We start from the raw sequence: 15,587 nt of genomic DNA on the forward strand, positions 1-15,587 counted from the left end.
CCGCTGGCTGCCGGTTTATTTGCGGCGCGGATCATCGCCGTAGAGGCCTTTTCCTGCCTGCCTGGCCTTTTCGGCGGCAGCCATAAGCGGCGAACCCACTGCTGCTTCCGCCCAGCCGTTTTCGGCGAGCCATAAGCCGAGATCCTCCGTGCCGAGCCGGCAGGCAGTCGTTACTGTTTCCTTCCATTCCACCGTCTCGAGATCGCAGCTGACGCTGCGGTTGCGCAACAGCAGGCGCAGCGCCGTCTTCGCCATCATGCCGCAGGGCCATTGCCGGCCCGTCGGCCCGCATATCCTGTCGGTCGGCGTCGGCACGATGCCGGCAAGCAGAAGCCGGCGCTCGCCAAAGGAAAGAATGCCGGCATTTTCGACCATCGGCCGCGTCAGCTCCATCGCCTTTTTCGCAGCCGGACGTGCCGTTTCCCCGGCGGGCGTCTCCGCTTGTTGCGGTGCATTGGCCGATTTGGGTGTCCCGCCGTCGCTTGGCGCCTGAGAGGGCGGAGCCGCCGGCTCCGCTGAGCGAGCGATCATCTCGGCACGATCGTCCGAGATTGTCGCACGTTCGCCGGCTTTGGGAGCAGCATCCGCCGCTGCCGTCGCCGTCTCCTCTGCGGACGCCATCTCTTCCCCGGCCGTGTTGCCGCCAAGCCTTGCTTGCCCTGCCAGCAGCAGGCCGGCCACCACCGCCATCCCCGTGATACCTGTGATGAAGGCGGCAGGGCGCATGGAATATCTTCCTATTGGCTGGCCCAGATGATGCGGGCGATCCAGTCGATGTCGGAAAGCTCGAGGGTGCGGTTGGGATGTTCGGGATTGAGCGACATCAGCTCGATCGACCGCGGGCTCTGGCGCAGCAGCACCTTGGCCATCACCTCGCCCTCGTTTGTGCGCACGACGACGCGGTCGTTGCGGCGCACCTGCGCCCCCGGCTCGACGATCAGCACGTCGCCGTCGCGGTAGAGCGGCATCATGCTCTCGCCCTGCACCTCCAGCGCATAGACACCGGCCTTTTGCGATGGGGCTGCCGGAAATTCCACCACGTCCCAGCCCTGGCCGGCCGGAAAGCCGCCATCGTCGAAGAAGCCGCCGGCGCCTGCCTGGGCGAAGCCGAGCAGCGGAATGGAGCCGCCTTGCGGCTGAGACGCGTTCTCCCGCTGCCTGGCCTGCTGCTCGGAGGGGCCGGCGTCCGGCCGCATGAAGGCCATAAACTGCTCCATGCTCGCCCCCGTGGCGTCGAGCACCTTGGCGATCGATTCCGTCGAGGGCCAGCGCAGCCGCCCGTCGGCGGAAAGCCGTTTCGATTTGTTGAAGGAGGTCGGGTCGAGGCCGGCGCGGCGCGCAAGTCCGGACGGCGTCAGTTCGTGCCGTTCGGCAAGCCTGTCGAGCGCTTCCCAGATCTGGTTGTGTGACAGCATGCGCGCGATTCCGTGCGGCTGATCAAGCGCCGCGCTTCAACCAAGCGGAATATTAACCGACCGCGCTGGCGGAGTAAAGATAAAGGAGGAATAAAATCCTGTCGCCCGGGCAGTCGGCTGCGCTCAGGCGACCATCGCCATGTTGATCTTGCCGAGCTGGATGACGGCCTGCGTCCGGCTGTCGACATCGAGTTTCAACAGGATCGCCGAGACATGCGCCTTGATCGTCGCCTCGGAGACGCCGAGTTCGTAGGCGATCTGCTTGTTCAGTAGCCCTTCGCCGAGCATGGTCAGCACCCGGCTCTGCTGCGGCGTCAGCGTATGCAGGCGGTGGATCAGGTCGGCGACATCGGGATCCTGCTCCTGCCCGTCGCGATAGCTTTCCGGCGTGGCAATGTCGCCGGCAAGCACCGTCTGGATGCTGCGGCGAATATCCTCGATACCGGAGGATTTCGAAATGAAGCCGGAAGCGCCGAGTTCCAGCGCCCGGCGGATGGTCGTCGCATCGTCGGTTGCCGAGACGATGACGATCGGCAGGCTGGCGAATTCGGAGCGCAGAGCCATCAGGCCGGAAAAGCCGCTGACGCCGGGCATGGCGAGATCGAGCAGCATCAGGTCGGCATCTGCATGGGCGCCGGCTGCCCGGCGCGCGGCGGCGAAATCGCCGGCCTCGACGATCGACTGCCGGCCTTCCATGCCGATCACCGCCTGGCGCAGCGCGTCACGGAAAAGCGGATGATCGTCCGCAATGATGATGGTCTGTTCCTGCATCGAAAACTCCCTCCCAAGAGCCCGATCATGCCGGCATGTGCCTCCGCCCCTCCGCGTTGCACGCTGGCTTGCTCATATCGACTATATCAGATCAGGTCTTCTGCGGAAGGGGATTGGTGTTTTCCTCGGCCTGGAACTCCTTCACCATCCCCATGAAACTCTTCATCATCCGCTCCATGATGCTGATCGAACGGTCGACCTCGGCATCGCTCGGCAGCGCGCGCTGGGCGACATTGCCCTGTTCGAGCGCGGTCACCCGCTTTGCCAGCCGGTCGAGTTCGTCCTCATAGGCCGCCCGCTCATCGGCCGCCATCCGGCAGACGAGGGCGCCGTCCTTATCCTGGCAGATCGACATCGCGCCGGTCTGCCGGTCGAGCCGGACGAAATGGTCGCCGCTCTTCTCCAGCTGGAAGCGGCCGGCATCGGGTTCGACGGCGGCGGCGGCCAACGGCATCAGAAAAATGCCAAACGTCAGAATCAAAACCTTCATCGTCTCATCCTCCGGATTTTGCTTGTGGCGGTCCCGTTTTTCGGCGCCGGGGCGTGGACATCGCCGCCTCTTTCCGGCAAAGCCCTCGTGACCAAGGAACAGCCTATCGTGAGGCCATGATGACCCTGACACCGACCCTTTACAAGATCGTGACGGAAACGCTCTGGCAGCAGGCCAGACAAACCGGCACTTTTCATGGCGCCGGCATCGATCTCCAGGATGGCTTCATCCATTTCTCGACGGCGGACCAGGTGAAGCAGACCGCTGCCTTGCATTTTGCCGGCCAGTCCGGCCTGCTGCTGGTTGCCGTCGATGGCAGCGGCTTCGCCGACAAGCTGGTCTTCGAGCCCTCGCGCGGCGGCGATCTCTTCCCGCATCTCTACGCCGATCTGCCGCTTACCGCCATGCTCTGGGAGGCGCCGCTGCCGCTCGACGAAGCCGGCGCCCATGTCTTCCCGGAGCTGCAGCCATGATCGATCCCTTCAAGCGTCTCGCCCGCAAGGGTCTCTTCCTGTTCGATCCGGAAACCGCGCACGGCATGTCGATCGCCGCCTTGAAATCCGGCCTCGTGCCCGCCTGCCAGCTGACGCCTGATCCGCGCCTGCGCCAGACCGTTGCCGGCCTTACCTTCGAAAATCCGCTCGGCATGGCCGCCGGCTACGACAAGAATGCTGAGGTGCCGGAGGCGCTGCTGAAGCTCGGTTTCGGCTTTACCGAGATCGGTACGGTGACGCCGAAGCCGCAATCCGGCAATCCGCGCCCGCGCATCTTCCGCCTGGTGGAGGATGAAGCCGTCATCAACCGTCTCGGCTTCAACAATGAAGGCCATGATGCCGCCTTCGGGCGCCTCGCCGCGCTAAGGGGCGGTGGCATGATCGGCGTCAATATCGGCGCCAACAAGGATAGCGAGGACCGCATCGCCGATTATGTCGTCGGCATCCGCCGCTTTTATTCCGTCGCGCGCTATTTCACCGCCAACATCTCCTCGCCGAACACGCCTGGCCTGCGCGACCTGCAGGGGCGCGAAAGCCTTGTGGGGCTGTTGTCATCAGTGCTTGCGGCGCGCGACGAGATGGCGGCGGCATCCGGCCGGAAGATCCCGGTCTTTCTGAAGATCGCGCCTGATCTGACTGAGGAAGGCATGGACGATATCGCAGCCGAGGCGCTTTCGCATGCGCTCGACGGGCTGATCGTCTCCAACACCACGCTGTCGCGCGACGGCCTTAGGGATCAGCGCCAGGCGAAGGAGGCGGGTGGCCTTTCCGGCGTGCCGCTTTTCGTAAAGTCGACGGCGGTGCTCGCCAGGATACGCAAGCGCGTCGGCCCTGATCTGCCGATCATCGGCGTCGGTGGCATCTCCTCGGCCGAGACCGCGCTGGAGAAGATCAGGGCGGGCGCCGATCTCGTCCAGCTTTATTCCTGCATGGTCTATGAAGGCCCTGGTCTGGCCGGCGATATCGTCCGCGGCCTGTCGAAACTCCTGGACCGCGAAAAGGCCGCCTCGATCCGCGACTTGCGCGACACCCGGCTGGATTATTGGGCAGCGCGAAAAGTCTGATCGGCCCGCGACCGCACCAGCATCGCCAGGAAGAAACCGCGGAAGAGCAGGAAGGCGTTCATCGCCAGCCAGAGGCCGTGATTGCCGAAGAGCGGCACGAAGACCGCGAGCATCAGGAGATAGCCGGCAAAAGATATCAGCATGCGGTTGCGCATGTCGGCCGACCACGTGGCGCCGATGAAGACCCCGTCCATCAGGAAGGCGAGCGCGCCGGTCAGTCCGGTGATCGCTGCCCAGGGCAGATAGGTTTCGGCCGCCTGCCGCACTTCGGGTGAGGTCGTCAGCACCGAGATCAGCCAGGGGCCGGCGAGGAAGAAGAAGGCCGAGCCGAGCGCTGCCAGCCCGAAGGACCACAAGGTCGTGAGCTTCAGCCCGCGGTCAAAGGCCGGCCGGTAATGCGCGCCGATTGCCCGGCCGATGATCTGTTCGGCGGCATTGGCAAGCCCGTCGAGGTAATAGCCGGACAGAAGAAAGAAATTCATCACCACCGCATTGGCGGCCAGCGTCACCGCGCCGAAGCTGGTGCCGATCCGCGTCATGATGGTGAAGGCGCCGATCAGCACGAAGGTACGGATCAGGATGTCGCGGTTGAGCGCGAAAAGCTCGGCCAGCCGGTGGCGGGAGAAGACCTCGGACCATGCCGGCCGGGCTGCCTTGCCGAAGCCGCGCAGCACGATGAAAAGCCCGGCGAGCGCGCCGACGGTTTCTCCCGCCATCGTTCCCCAGGCGACCCCCGCCACGCCCCAATCGAGCGTCAGGCCGAGATAGATAGAAAGCAGGATGTTGATGCCGTTGATGATCGCCTGCAGCAGCAGCCCGATATTGCCCTGTCCGCGCCCGAGCACGAAGCCGAGGATGGCGTAATTCGCCAGTGCTGCTGGTGCTGCCAGCATGCGGATGGAAAAATAGGTGCTGGTCGCCTCGGCGATCGCGCCTTCCGCCCCCATCAGCCTCAACCCCGCCGCCATCAGCAGCGGCGAAAGACAGAGCAGCGCCAGTCCGCAGCCGAGTGCCGAAATCATCGCTCGGGAAAAGACCGCCTGCTGCTCGTGCTGGTCGTGACGGCCATAGGCCTGCGCCGTCAGCCCGGTCGTCGAGGCGCGCAGGAAGTTGAAGCTGCCGAGGATCAGATCGAAGAGCATCGCGCCGATCGCCAGCCCGGCCAGCGCTTCCGCATTGCCCATGCGGCCGACGACGGCGGTGTTCGTCAGCCCGAGCAGCGGCGTCGTCATGAAGCCGAGCGTCATCGGAATGGCGATCGACAGCACCATCAGGTGCGTCACGTCGAATGCAAGCGCGTTATGATTGCTGCGTGTATCCATGCCGGCCTCGTCGCGGCAGCGCCTTGCGTCGTTTCAGACGCGCAACAGACGCTGCATCACTTGAACTGCTGCAGGCGGAATCACCTCAGCTGGAAAGCACCATGGCCCAATAAGGCAGGTTCCTGGAAGATGTATTATGGGCGACCGCGACGCCGAGGCCGCCATAACGTCCGAGCATGTTTTCCAGATGATGCGGCGAGTTGATCCAGGCCGTCACCACGGCATCGACGCTCTGCTGGCCGGAGGCGATGTTTTCCGCCGCCGGCAGCCGCACACCGCTCGCCTTGACCCGCGCGCCGAAACTGTCGGTCATCCCCATCAGATGCGCCATCTTGCCGGCGCTCGCCATGCGTTTCGCCTGGAACAAGGCGGCAGTGCTCGCCGCCGGATCGACGGCAAGCGGCGGCAGGCCGTTTTTGGCCCTGAGCTGGTTGACGAGCGGCAACACGCTCGCCGTCTCGTCCTCGCCGTCGGAAGGCGTGCTGGCCATCCGCGGGGTCGTGGTGCAGCCGGCGATGCCGGCGGCGAGCGCAAGTCCGGAAAGGCGCAGCAGGCCGCGCCTGGAAAGATCGATGGATGTCATGTTACCGGCGGTAGCTGAAAAGACGAAGGATGATGAAGAGCGGGATGACGATCGTCGCGCCGAGGATCAGATAGTCGCCGACGCGCCCGAGGGCCGAGAAGCCGCGGTACCAGATCTCCAGAATGAAATCGCGTATGCCGTAGATGATGCCCCACGGCGTCAGGCCGAAGACGGTCATGACGAAACCGACGATCAGCGACACCACGATAAGCTTTATCAATGTGCGGCCGATTGAATCGCCGAGGAACCTGTTCGCCTGATCGGACATAAGCCATCTCCTGTTTGCCCTTGGAATAAGGTCGCGGCGCGGCGCCCGCAAGCCCTTTCCGGAATTGGCCGCTTCGCCTCTGAAATAGGACTTGAGTTTTTTTGTGGCCGCCGCCAGATGCGGGCCGACGCATGTCGCGCAAAAGTGTGCAGCGGTTTTGCGGCAACGACATGCGTAAAAGAAAGATTTGACAGGCCCATTGATGCTACCCCACCAGCTTTCCTCTGGCGATGTCATCGCCGACCGCCGCGCCGATTATGCCAGGATGCTCGAAGAAGGCGACGAGCCGGAAGCGGCCGCCGAGCTGATGGAACAGGCCCTCGAGCTCGTGCCTGCCTGGGCCGCCGGCTGGTATCGCCTCGCCACCTATTGCGAAAAGGCGGGCAGGGGCGAGGCCGCGATCGAGGCCTATCGCAGGACGCTTGCCCTCGATCCCGATGATATTTTCGGTGCAACCCTCAAGCTCGCCCTTCTCGGCGGCGCGGCCATGCCCGACCAACCGCCGAGCCGCTATGTCGAGCGCCTCTTCGACGACTATGCCGACCGTTTCGAATCAGCCCTTGTCGAAAAGCTCGACTACAACGTCCCACAGAAGCTCGCAGCGCTCGTCGCCTCCACCGGCAGGCGCTACGAACTGGCCGTCGATCTCGGCTGCGGCACCGGCCTGCTCGGCCCTGAAATCCGCGGCCGTGTCGGCCGCCTCGAAGGCTTCGATCTCTCCCAGAACATGCTGGCAAAGGCCGCCGAGAAACATGTCTATGACAGTCTCGCCCAGGCCGATCTCTCGCTCGCGCCCGATCTCTCCGGCCTCTTTGCAGATGCGGCGCGCCATCGCGCCGATCTGGTGACGGCAGCCGATGTGCTGATGTATCTCGGCAATCTCGAAAGCGTCTTTGCCATCGTCGGAGAACTCGCTGCACCATGCGCCGATATCGCCTTCTCCGTCGAGGATGCGGGGGAGGGCGAGGGCTTCCATCTCGCCCCCTCGCTGCGTTACGCCCATTCGGAATCCTATGTCAGGATGCTTCTTGCCCGTCACGGCTTCCAAATCCTCAAGATCGTCAAATCGGTCATTCGCAAAGATGGCGGAAAACCGGTGTCCGGCATTCTGTTCCTTGCGCAGAAGCCTGCGTGAGCGAACATTTCTTGCGATGTTTTAATAGGTCAGCATTGCTTACCTATTTCACTTGATCGGAACACCGAAAAACCCGATACTGCACCGCATCGGCAGAGAGCCCGGCAATATTACGCCGAGGCGCTCGGGCTCCTTTCATGATCCAAAATTCCGTCGCGCCCGGCCTTTCCAGGCGCGTTCTTGAACTCGTCTGCCGTGGAGACTGGCGACATGACACAGCTCATCAATGCCCTTGGCTTTTGGAATACGACTGCGACGCGCCACACCCCGGTCGAAGACGTGCAGGGCATATTCTCCGGCAGCCTCGTTGCCGCACTCGGCCTCTATGTGCTCGCCAGCGCCGGCCTTCTAACCGGCAGCACCGCCGGCGTCGCTTTCCTCCTGCATTATGCCTTCGGCGTCAATTTCGGCCTTGCCTTCTTCCTGCTCAACCTGCCGTTCTTCTATCTCTCCTGGAAGCGCCTCGGCATGGCCTTCACCATCAAGACCTTCATCGCCATCGGCCTGACCTCGGTGATTGCCGATGTGCAGTCGCGCTTCCTGTCCATTTCGAGCATTCATCCGGCCTGGGCGGCCCTTCTCGGCGGCCTGCTGCTCGGCTTCGGCCTGCTGGCGCTCTATCGCCACCGCGCCAGCCTCGGCGGCGTCGGCATTCTCGGCATCTACCTGCAGGAGCGTTTCGGCATCCGTGCCGGCCTCGTCCAGCTTGCCATCGACATGTGCGTGCTCGCCGCCGCCTTCTTCGTCACCACGCCGCCCGTCGTCTTCTATTCGGTGCTCGGTGCCGTCGTCCTCAACCTCTTCGTCGCCATCAATCACCGCGCTGATCGCTACATCGCGCTTTAGTTTTAAGCATGTCGTTATCGCAAAACCGCCGCACACTTTTGCGCGACATGCTCTAACATTACCAATCAGTAAGCCATTCTAAATAAAACGTAACTTGCCTGTGATCGGTCGCGGCGCCAAACTCTTCTCGCGCCGGATTTGATGAGGTGAACTATGTCAGATTTGGAAAAACTTGTCAGACGCCGTATGCAGGAAGAATATGCCAAGGGCGCTTCCGCGGAAGAAATTGCGAAAGTCGTCCGCGACCTATTCAACAGCATCGACCTCTCGGGCAATCGGTTTGACGCCGTTGCCGTACGGGCCACCAGGGATCACGAGTGACCCGATATTCGACCGACCCGAGATTTTCGGGTCGGTTGCCAGGATGATTTCCCTGTAAGCAGATTTCGATCACGCTGCCTTCTGCGCCGCATCGAGCGGATGCTGTGAGCGAAAGCCGACGGCAAGCCGGTTCCAGATGTTGATGGCGCCGATCGCCACCGTAATCTTCGTCATTTCTTCTTCGGAAAAATGCGCCTTCAGCGTCTCGTAGTCGGCGTCCGGGGCGCCTGTTTTGGCGATATTGGTCACCGAATCCACCCAGCCGAGCAGCGCCCGTTCGCGGCCATCATAGACCGGCGATTCCCGCCAGACGCACATCAGGTTGATCCATTGTTCGGAGAGCCCATCATGGCGGGCTTCCTTCACATGCATGTCGACGCAATAGGCGCAGCCGTTGATCTGTGAAGCGCGCAGCTTGATCAGGTGGATGAAGCGGCGCTCCAGCCCGGAGGACTGGACATATTGCTCGAGTGCGGCGACTGCCTTGTAGGCATCGGGAGCGGCTTTGGCGAAGTTGAAACGTGGTTGCATGCTCTTTCTCCTTTGTCATGGCTCAACGAGCCGTCTTGCGTTCATGGATTTCAAGGAAGGCGCAGCCTCTAGCTGCGATCGATCCGTCGTCGACGGCGGCAAGTTCGATGCCGATATCGGCCAGGCTCGTCTTGGCGAGTTCGGCGCGATAGACCCGTTCGGCTTTCAGCATCGCCGCGTTGATGGTGCAGGGCTGGGCGAACAAGCGATCGGAGACCGGGTTCGGTCCGCGCTGGCGGATTTCGGCGCAGCGGAACGCCGGTGCAGACCCCTCGACCGCGAGCACGATGTCGAGCAGCGAAATCTCCTTCGGTGCTTTTGCCAGCCGATATCCGCCCTTCGGCCCCGGTACGGTATCGAGGATGCCGGCGCCCGACAGCGCCTGCAGATGCTTCAGCAGATAGCTTGTCGAAACGCCGTGGAATTCCGCCAGCGCGGCCGCCGAAAGCACGCCGCCTTCGGAGAGGCCGGAAAGCATCGCAACGCTGTGAATGGCCTGCTCGACCCCATCGCCCATCTTCATGCATCTGGCCTCCTCAATTCGTGGATAAAAAGTATCCACGATTATGCCAGCTGTCAAGAGGTGTCCTCGCTGCTGCCACTTGCCTTTATCCTGACCGCGGATAGAAGACGGAAACGCCGACAGGGGAACAACATGGCATCCAACGGTTTTGCTGGCCTTCTGAATTCCAGCGCCGATCGTCACTCGCTCTTCGACGACGCCCAGGGCATCGTCGCCGGCAGCATGCTCGCTGTGCTCGGCGTAACGCTTCTCTCCGGCGCGGGGCTGCTTGCCGGCGGTACGGCTGGCATGGCCTTCCTCGCCCATTATGCGACGGGCTTCAGCTTCGGCCTCTGCTTCTTCGTCGTAAACCTGCCCTTCTATTATCTAGCCTTCCGCCGTTTGGGTGCCGCCTTCACCATCAAGACTTTCGCCGCCATTGCGCTGACCTCGGTCCTGTCCGAATTCGTCCCGGGCTTCATCAGCATGGCGCGTGTCGATCCTTTCGCCGGTGCGCTCTTCGGCGGCCTTGTCATCGGCGCCGGCATGCTGGCGCTCTTCCGCCACCGCGCCAGCCTCGGCGGCATCGGCATTCTCGCCCTCTATATCCAGGATCGCTTCGGCTGGCGCGCCGGCTTCGTCCAGCTCGGCTTCGACGGCATCATCCTGGCGCTCTCCTTCTTCGTCGCCAGCCCCTTCATCATCGCCTGCTCCGTGCTTGGTGCGATTGTTCTCAACCTCACGATTGCCATCAACCACCGCAAGGACCGCTATATCGCCATGTGAAAAGCCGCCGCTCTTCTTTTTCCCCGGCGTTTGACTACTTTCAGGGCGTGGACCAGATCGATTCCGAAGCCCGTACCCTGCTTCCCGCCGCCTTTACCCGCTGGTTTGCGGAAAAGGGCTGGCGGCCGCGCGCCCATCAGTTGGAACTGCTTGCCCGCGCCGAGGCCGGCGAAAGCACGCTGCTGATTGCGCCGACCGGAGCCGGCAAGACGCTCGCCGGTTTCCTGCCCTCGCTCACCGATCTCACCCGCCGCGGCAAGATCCCGCCGGGCTCGGCCTTCACCGGCATCCATACACTCTATGTTTCTCCACTGAAGGCGCTTGCCATCGATATCGAGCGCAACCTGATGAAGCCGGTCGAGGAGATGGGCCTGCCGGTCACCGTCGAAAACCGCACCGGCGATACGCCGAACGCCAAGCGCCAGCGCCAGAAGCTCAACCCGCCAGATATTCTGCTGACGACGCCGGAACAGGTCGCCCTGCTACTGGCGAACCGGGAGGCCGAGCGCTTCTTCAAGGACCTGAAATATATTGTCCTCGACGAGCTGCATTCGCTGGTCACCTCCAAGCGCGGCCATATGCTTTCGCTCGGCCTAGCGCGTCTCCGCCGCCTTGCCCCCGGCCTCAGGACCATCGGCCTGTCGGCTACCGTCGCCGAGCCGATGGATCTGCAGAAATGGCTGGTCGGCCAGGAAGAGGGCAAAGAGCACCATGCCGGCCTGGTGGTCGTCGAAGGCGGCGCCAAACCCGATATATCGATCCTGTCGACCGAAGAGCGCATTCCCTGGGCCGGCCATTCCGCCCGATATGCCATTCCCGATGTCTACAACAAGCTCGTCGAACATCGCACGACGCTACTCTTCGTCAACACCCGCAGCCAGGCCGAAATGCTTTTCCACGCGCTCTGGACGATCAATGACGACAACCTGCCGATCGCCCTCCATCACGGCTCGCTCGATGTTGCCCAGCGCCGCAAGGTCGAGGCGGCGATGGCCGAAAACCGGCTGCGCGCCGTCGTTGCCACCTCCACCCTCGATCTCGGCATCGACTGGGGCGATGTCGATCTCGTCATCCATGTCGGCGCGCCGAAGGGCGCCTCGCGTCTTGCCCAGCGCATCGGCCGCGCCAACCACCGCATGGACGAGCCCTCGAAGGCGATCCTCGTGCCGGCCAACCGTTTCGAGGTCATGGAGTGCCAGGCCGCCCTTGACGCCAATTATATCGGCGCGCAGGATACCCCACCGGTCGGCCGCGGCGCGCTCGACGTGCTCGCCCAGCATGTGCTCGGCATGGCCTGCGCCGAACCCTTCGACATGCTGGAACTCTACGATGAAATCATCAGCGCCTCGCCCTATGCCGATCTGAGCTGGGAGACCTACGAGCGCATCGTCGATTTCGTCGCGACCGGCGGTTATGCGCTTCGCACCTATGAGCGTTACGCCCGTATACGTAAGACTGCGGAAGGCCGCTGGCGCGTCTCCAATCCGGCGGTCGCCCAGCAATATCGCCTCAACCTCGGCACCATCGTCGAAAGCCCGATGCTGAATATCCGCATGGTCAAGCGCGGCGAGGGCGGCAGGATCGGCCGCGGCGGCGCCACACTGGGGAAGGTCGAGGAATATTTCCTCGAGCAGTTGTCGCCGGGCGATACTTTCGTCTTCTCCGGCAAGGTGCTGCGTTTCGAGGGCATCCGTGAAAATGAGTGCCTGGCCTCGCAGGCCTTTTCGCTCGATCCGAAGATCCCCTCCTATAATGGCGGCAAGTTTCCGCTGTCGACCTATCTCGCCGAGCAGGTGCGGGCGATGATCGCCGATCCCGATCGCTGGCGCCGCCTGCCGGATCAGGTGCGCGACTGGCTGTCGCTGCAGAACGACAAGTCGATGCTGCCGAAGCGCGACGAGTTCCTGATCGAAACCTTCCCGCGCGGCAGTCGCGCCTATATGGTCGCCTATCCCTTCGAAGGCCGTCTCGCCCACCAGACGCTCGGCATGCTGCTCACCCGCCGGCTGGAGCGGATAGGCGCCAAGCCCCTCGGTTTCGTCGCCACCGATTATTCGCTGGCCATCTGGGGCCTCGAGGATATGGGGCTGATGATCCGCAATGGCCGGCTCAACCTCTCCGACCTCTTCGACGAGGACATGCTCGGCGACGATCTCGAAGCCTGGCTGGACGAATCCTTCCTGTTGAAGCGCACCTTCCGCAATTGCGCCGTGATTGCAGGCTTGATCGAACGCCGCCATCCGGGCAAGGAAAAGAGCGGCCGCCAGATAACCGTCTCCGCCGACTTGATCTACGACGTGCTGCGCAGCCACGAACCGGATCACATCCTCCTGCAGGCGACACGGCAGGATGCAGCGACGGGACTTTTGGATATTGGCCGTCTTGGCGATATGCTGAGACGAATCAGAGGCCACATCACCCACCGCGCCCTCGACCATATTTCCCCGCTCGCCGTGCCGGTGATGCTGGAAATCGGACGCGAGGCGGTGCCGGGCGAGGCCCATGATGCGCTGCTCGCCGAAGCGGCGGACGATCTGATCGCCGAAGCGCTCGCTTGACGAGAATTGGACCTGATGAGAATTAAGGCCCGACGATTTAGGGCCTGACGACGATTTAGGCCCTGATGACGATTTAGGAATGACGACCGTGATGAACCGCCTGGCGCTGGCGCGCGACATATCAGGACTGGCCGCGATGCCGGGCATCGAGACATCGGTCCATGGCATTGCCGCCGTCTGCGATCCGCTCGGCGCCCTCTATCTGCCCGATGCCGGCCTGCTCGTCGTCTCCGACCTGCATCTGGAAAAGGGCGCAGCCTTCGCCCGCCGCGGCATGATGCTGCCGCCTTACGATACGCTGGCAACGCTGACCGTCCTTGCCGCCGTCATCTCGCGTTATGATCCGAAGCTCGTCATCTCGCTCGGCGATAATTTCCACGATCGCATCGGTTCCAAGCACCTGCCGGAGAATTTTCGCGCCCTGATCGTCGAGATGGCCCGCGGCCGCGAATGGATCTGGATCAATGGCAACCATGATCCGGATGGCATCGTCGATCTGCCAGGCACTTCCGCTGACGAGATGCATTATGCCGGCCTGACCTTCCGGCATGAGCCGAAGAACGGCTTGCAGAGCGGCGAAATCGCCGGCCACCTGCACCCGTCGGCGACGGTGCGCCGCCGCGAAAAATCCGTACGCCGCCCGTGCTTTGCCACCGACGGCGCCCGCCTGCTGATGCCGGCCTTCGGTGTCATGAGCGGCGGTCTGGATCTCGGCCATCAGGCGATGAAGGGCCTGTTCGACAAGGCTTTGCTGGTGGCGCATCTGCTGGGGCGCGATCGGATTTATTCGGTCAGATATGGGAACTTGAGGGGGTAGTGCCCTCCATATTTGGACGGCGTGCCGTGGTCGCCCCCCTCTGCCCTGCCGGGCATCTCCCCCACAGGTGGGGAGATCACAAGTGGCCAAACCTTCGCGTCCCTCCAAGGTTTCACCGGGCTGTGACGCTAGTTGTTTGGGGAAGCCAGTGAGCCCAGCCAATCTCCCCACCTGTGGGGGAGATGCCCGGCAGGGCAGAGGGGGGTACCACACGGCACGCCCTTCAATACCCTCAATCGCACTCCTGCAGCTGCCGCTGATACGTCCCTGCCATCCGCGCAAACTTCTGCGCCGTCTGCTGCAATTGCCCGTTCGAGCGCCAGTCGCCGCGTTTGTATCCTGTCGGACCGGAATAATAGGCGAGATAGAGATTATAGGCATCGTTCAGCGGAATGCCGGTCTCCACGCTGTTCTGGTAGTGATACCAGCCGATGAAATCGATCGCGTCGGCGAAGTTCGCCCGCCGCGCGGTCCAGTTCCCTGTCTGCGACTGGTAGTGATCCCAGGTCCCGTCGAGCGCCTGCGAATAGCCGTAGGCTGTCGACGGACGAGTCCAGGGAATGAAGCCGAACAGCTTGGTGCGCGGCGGCCGCGCATAGGGCTGGAAGCCGGATTCGGTATACATCGTCGCCATCAGGATCGGCACGGGCACGCCGTATTTCTTCTCCGTTCGTTCGGCGGCGCTCTGCCAGCTGGAGAAGAGCCCGTCGCGCTCGTCGAAGACGGCACAGATGTTCCTCGTCTGCTTCGGCGCCGTCGCGCAGCCGGCAAGCAGCGCGAGACCTACGGCCGTCAGAACGATACGAGTACGCATGACAAAACCTCTCGTTTCCGAGAGATTACTAACTCGTAAATGTTAAAAACCGGTTTTTAGCCGAATGCGAACTTCCCCGGCTGCCTCCTTGTGCGGCCAGGGATCGATACCCTGGCCTAACCATCGGGACGGCATCCCATCCACTACGCTTTGACGGGTTCGTAGCGCAGGATCATCGCGCCGCCTTCCGTCGTCGAGGATTCGATGAGCTTCAGCGGCACCTGGCTCTCTGCCGGTTTAAAAAGCGGATTGCCGCCGCCGAGTATCACCGGCACCAGGCAAACCCTGATTTCGTCGATAAGGCCGGCTTTCAGCAGGCTGTCGGCAAGCTCGGCGCTGCCGAAGATCAAGATCATCTTGCCGTCCTCCTGTTTCAGCCGCGTCAATTCGGGGATCGGATCGCTGACGACGCGCGCATTGTTCCAGCCGGGCTCGCTCATCGTCCGCGACACGGCGATCTTGGCGATGCCGTTCATATAGGCTTTGATCTCACCTTCGCCCTCGGCGGTCGGCCAGTAGGAGGCCATGCCCTCATAGGTCTTGCGGCCGAAGACCAGCAGATCGCTCTCCCTGCCGAACTGTTCGGCATAGCGCTGCAGCTCAGGCCCCCAGGCGAAATTGTGGAAGTCGATATCCCATGGCTTCGTGCCTTCGAAATAACCATCGAGCGTCATCAGGTTCCAGACAACAAGCTTTCTCATTTCCATCCTCCTTCTGAATTGCCATCCATCAAAACTGGTTGCGTTTAACAACTGGTTGAAAGTTAGGCCGACTGATAGCGAAATGCAAGCGGTTTTTTGGAGCACGACATTCAGGGCAAGCAGCTGCTCCCGCAGGCCTTCGTGCTCAGCGCCTTGCCGAGCCTATTTT

19 protein-coding genes are annotated in these 15,587 nt (G+C 62.7%); 8 read left to right on the plus strand and 11 right to left on the minus strand.

Translation table 11 applies throughout. The features are described 5' to 3' along the window. Nucleotides 1–15 precede the first annotated feature (15 nt). The 4 genes from HX899_RS15810 to HX899_RS15825 all read right to left on the minus strand — a co-directional run bounded on the left by HX899_RS15810 (nt 16) and on the right by HX899_RS15825 (nt 2,676). Nucleotides 16–726 carry a thermonuclease family protein gene (locus HX899_RS15810; protein ID WP_181292800.1) on the minus strand — a complete coding sequence of 237 codons (711 nt, stop codon included), beginning with the start codon at nt 724–726 and terminating at the stop codon, nt 16–18. Nucleotides 727–737: 11 nt separating this feature from the next. Continuing rightward, nucleotides 738–1,415 (minus strand): helix-turn-helix transcriptional regulator, encoded by a 678-nt coding sequence (locus HX899_RS15815; RefSeq protein ID WP_181292801.1) that lies wholly within the window; start codon nt 1,413–1,415, stop codon nt 738–740. Nucleotides 1,416–1,538: 123 nt separating this feature from the next. After that, nucleotides 1,539–2,186 carry a response regulator transcription factor gene (locus HX899_RS15820; protein ID WP_003545225.1) on the minus strand — a complete coding sequence of 216 codons (648 nt, stop codon included), beginning with the start codon at nt 2,184–2,186 and terminating at the stop codon, nt 1,539–1,541. Between the two features lie 91 nt (nt 2,187–2,277). Next, the gene (locus tag HX899_RS15825) at nt 2,278–2,676 is read right to left on the minus strand and encodes a hypothetical protein (protein ID WP_171599751.1); all 399 of its coding nucleotides are present in this window, start codon (nt 2,674–2,676) and stop codon (nt 2,278–2,280) included. Nucleotides 2,677–2,795: 119 nt separating this feature from the next. Here HX899_RS15825 and HX899_RS15830 point away from each other — a divergent pair, with 119 nt between their 5' ends. Both HX899_RS15830 and HX899_RS15835 read left to right on the plus strand, forming a co-directional pair. Continuing rightward, nucleotides 2,796–3,149 carry a DUF952 domain-containing protein gene (locus HX899_RS15830; RefSeq protein WP_181292802.1) on the plus strand — a complete coding sequence of 118 codons (354 nt, stop codon included), beginning with the start codon at nt 2,796–2,798 and terminating at the stop codon, nt 3,147–3,149. Next, the gene (locus tag HX899_RS15835) at nt 3,146–4,234 is read left to right on the plus strand and encodes a quinone-dependent dihydroorotate dehydrogenase (RefSeq protein WP_181292803.1); all 1,089 of its coding nucleotides are present in this window, start codon (nt 3,146–3,148) and stop codon (nt 4,232–4,234) included. The genes HX899_RS15830 and HX899_RS15835 overlap by 4 nt, the downstream gene beginning before the upstream one ends. Here the strand turns inward: HX899_RS15835 and HX899_RS15840 are convergent. From HX899_RS15840 to HX899_RS15850, 3 genes are all read right to left on the minus strand, one after another. Next, on the minus strand, nt 4,210–5,556 hold the full coding sequence (locus HX899_RS15840; RefSeq protein WP_181292804.1) for an MATE family efflux transporter: 1,347 nt from the start codon (nt 5,554–5,556) through the stop codon (nt 4,210–4,212). The genes HX899_RS15835 and HX899_RS15840 overlap by 25 nt on opposite strands. Before the next feature lie 85 nt (nt 5,557–5,641). Then, entirely contained in the window at nt 5,642–6,139 is a 498-nt protein-coding gene (locus tag HX899_RS15845) for a CAP domain-containing protein (protein WP_181292805.1), read from the minus strand. 1 nt (nt 6,140) lies between these two features. Next, nucleotides 6,141–6,407: a DUF6460 domain-containing protein gene (locus HX899_RS15850; RefSeq protein WP_026154422.1), complete on the minus strand. Its 267-nt coding sequence runs from the start codon at nt 6,405–6,407 to the stop codon at nt 6,141–6,143. A 202-nt stretch (nt 6,408–6,609) separates the two neighbouring features. On the opposite strand from HX899_RS15850, the gene HX899_RS15855 reads away from it, so the two are divergent. The 3 genes from HX899_RS15855 (at nt 6,610) to HX899_RS15865 (ending at nt 8,709) form a co-directional block, all read left to right on the plus strand. Then, nucleotides 6,610–7,542 (plus strand): class I SAM-dependent methyltransferase, encoded by a 933-nt coding sequence (locus HX899_RS15855; RefSeq protein WP_181292822.1) that lies wholly within the window; start codon nt 6,610–6,612, stop codon nt 7,540–7,542. 210 nt (nt 7,543–7,752) lie between these two features. Then, nucleotides 7,753–8,388 carry a YitT family protein gene (locus tag HX899_RS15860; RefSeq protein ID WP_171599747.1) on the plus strand — a complete coding sequence of 212 codons (636 nt, stop codon included), beginning with the start codon at nt 7,753–7,755 and terminating at the stop codon, nt 8,386–8,388. A 153-nt stretch (nt 8,389–8,541) separates the two neighbouring features. Further along, nucleotides 8,542–8,709, plus strand: a complete 168-nt coding sequence (locus HX899_RS15865) for a hypothetical protein (protein WP_155248989.1) — start codon at nt 8,542–8,544, stop codon at nt 8,707–8,709. Between the two features lie 69 nt (nt 8,710–8,778). On the opposite strand, the gene HX899_RS15870 is transcribed toward HX899_RS15865, so the two are convergent. Both HX899_RS15870 and HX899_RS15875 read right to left on the minus strand, forming a co-directional pair. Next, complete coding sequence (locus HX899_RS15870; protein WP_181292806.1) at nt 8,779–9,240, minus strand: carboxymuconolactone decarboxylase family protein; 462 nt, start codon at nt 9,238–9,240, stop codon at nt 8,779–8,781. A gap of 22 nt (nt 9,241–9,262) precedes the next feature. Then, on the minus strand, nt 9,263–9,763 hold the full coding sequence (locus HX899_RS15875) for an Rrf2 family transcriptional regulator (RefSeq protein ID WP_003545245.1): 501 nt from the start codon (nt 9,761–9,763) through the stop codon (nt 9,263–9,265). Between the two features lie 132 nt (nt 9,764–9,895). Here HX899_RS15875 and HX899_RS15880 point away from each other — a divergent pair, with 132 nt between their 5' ends. The 3 genes from HX899_RS15880 (at nt 9,896) to pdeM (ending at nt 13,903) form a co-directional block, all read left to right on the plus strand. Beyond that, nucleotides 9,896–10,528, plus strand: a complete 633-nt coding sequence (locus HX899_RS15880) for a YitT family protein (protein WP_181292807.1) — start codon at nt 9,896–9,898, stop codon at nt 10,526–10,528. Nucleotides 10,529–10,575: 47 nt separating this feature from the next. Further along, the gene (locus tag HX899_RS15885; RefSeq protein WP_181292808.1) at nt 10,576–13,086 is read left to right on the plus strand and encodes a ligase-associated DNA damage response DEXH box helicase; all 2,511 of its coding nucleotides are present in this window, start codon (nt 10,576–10,578) and stop codon (nt 13,084–13,086) included. Between the two features lie 79 nt (nt 13,087–13,165). Continuing rightward, nucleotides 13,166–13,903 carry a ligase-associated DNA damage response endonuclease PdeM gene (pdeM, locus tag HX899_RS15890; protein ID WP_173862989.1) on the plus strand — a complete coding sequence of 246 codons (738 nt, stop codon included), beginning with the start codon at nt 13,166–13,168 and terminating at the stop codon, nt 13,901–13,903. Nucleotides 13,904–14,135: 232 nt separating this feature from the next. Here pdeM and HX899_RS15895 read toward each other — a convergent pair whose 3' ends face one another. Together HX899_RS15895 and HX899_RS15900 are read right to left on the minus strand one after the other, a co-directional pair. Beyond that, entirely contained in the window at nt 14,136–14,717 is a 582-nt protein-coding gene (locus HX899_RS15895) for a transglycosylase SLT domain-containing protein (protein WP_003545252.1), read from the minus strand. Nucleotides 14,718–14,860: 143 nt separating this feature from the next. After that, nucleotides 14,861–15,418, minus strand: coding sequence for a dihydrofolate reductase family protein (locus HX899_RS15900; RefSeq protein WP_138334501.1), 558 nt, complete (start codon nt 15,416–15,418; stop codon nt 14,861–14,863). Nucleotides 15,419–15,587 lie beyond the last annotated feature (169 nt).

The organism is Rhizobium sp. WYCCWR 11146 (genome assembly GCF_013591995.1).
Lineage (GTDB): Bacteria > Pseudomonadota > Alphaproteobacteria > Rhizobiales > Rhizobiaceae > Rhizobium > Rhizobium indicum.

Bases quoted from the DNA above. Each gene is read 5' to 3' on its own strand.
- HX899_RS15835 (WP_181292803.1), top strand. From the start codon at position 3,146: ATGATCGATCCCTTCAAGCGTCTCGCCCGCAAGGGTCTCTTCCTGTTC.
- HX899_RS15895 (WP_003545252.1), bottom strand. From the start codon at position 14,717: ATGCGTACTCGTATCGTTCTGACGGCCGTAGGTCTCGCGCTGCTTGCC.
- HX899_RS15845 (WP_181292805.1), bottom strand. From the start codon at position 6,139: ATGACATCCATCGATCTTTCCAGGCGCGGCCTGCTGCGCCTTTCCGGA.
- HX899_RS15815 (WP_181292801.1), bottom strand. From the start codon at position 1,415: ATGCTGTCACACAACCAGATCTGGGAAGCGCTCGACAGGCTTGCCGAA.
- HX899_RS15855 (WP_181292822.1), top strand. From the start codon at position 6,610: ATGCTACCCCACCAGCTTTCCTCTGGCGATGTCATCGCCGACCGCCGC.
- HX899_RS15875 (WP_003545245.1), bottom strand. From the start codon at position 9,763: ATGAAGATGGGCGATGGGGTCGAGCAGGCCATTCACAGCGTTGCGATG.
- HX899_RS15870 (WP_181292806.1), bottom strand. From the start codon at position 9,240: ATGCAACCACGTTTCAACTTCGCCAAAGCCGCTCCCGATGCCTACAAG.
- HX899_RS15830 (WP_181292802.1), top strand. From the start codon at position 2,796: ATGACCCTGACACCGACCCTTTACAAGATCGTGACGGAAACGCTCTGG.
- HX899_RS15860 (WP_171599747.1), top strand. From the start codon at position 7,753: ATGACACAGCTCATCAATGCCCTTGGCTTTTGGAATACGACTGCGACG.
- HX899_RS15880 (WP_181292807.1), top strand. From the start codon at position 9,896: ATGGCATCCAACGGTTTTGCTGGCCTTCTGAATTCCAGCGCCGATCGT.
- HX899_RS15900 (WP_138334501.1), bottom strand. From the start codon at position 15,418: ATGAGAAAGCTTGTTGTCTGGAACCTGATGACGCTCGATGGTTATTTC.
- HX899_RS15820 (WP_003545225.1), bottom strand. From the start codon at position 2,186: ATGCAGGAACAGACCATCATCATTGCGGACGATCATCCGCTTTTCCGT.
- pdeM (WP_173862989.1), top strand. From the start codon at position 13,166: ATGACGACCGTGATGAACCGCCTGGCGCTGGCGCGCGACATATCAGGA.
- HX899_RS15825 (WP_171599751.1), bottom strand. From the start codon at position 2,676: ATGAAGGTTTTGATTCTGACGTTTGGCATTTTTCTGATGCCGTTGGCC.
- HX899_RS15840 (WP_181292804.1), bottom strand. From the start codon at position 5,556: ATGGATACACGCAGCAATCATAACGCGCTTGCATTCGACGTGACGCAC.
- HX899_RS15810 (WP_181292800.1), bottom strand. From the start codon at position 726: ATGCGCCCTGCCGCCTTCATCACAGGTATCACGGGGATGGCGGTGGTG.
- HX899_RS15865 (WP_155248989.1), top strand. From the start codon at position 8,542: ATGTCAGATTTGGAAAAACTTGTCAGACGCCGTATGCAGGAAGAATAT.
- HX899_RS15850 (WP_026154422.1), bottom strand. From the start codon at position 6,407: ATGTCCGATCAGGCGAACAGGTTCCTCGGCGATTCAATCGGCCGCACA.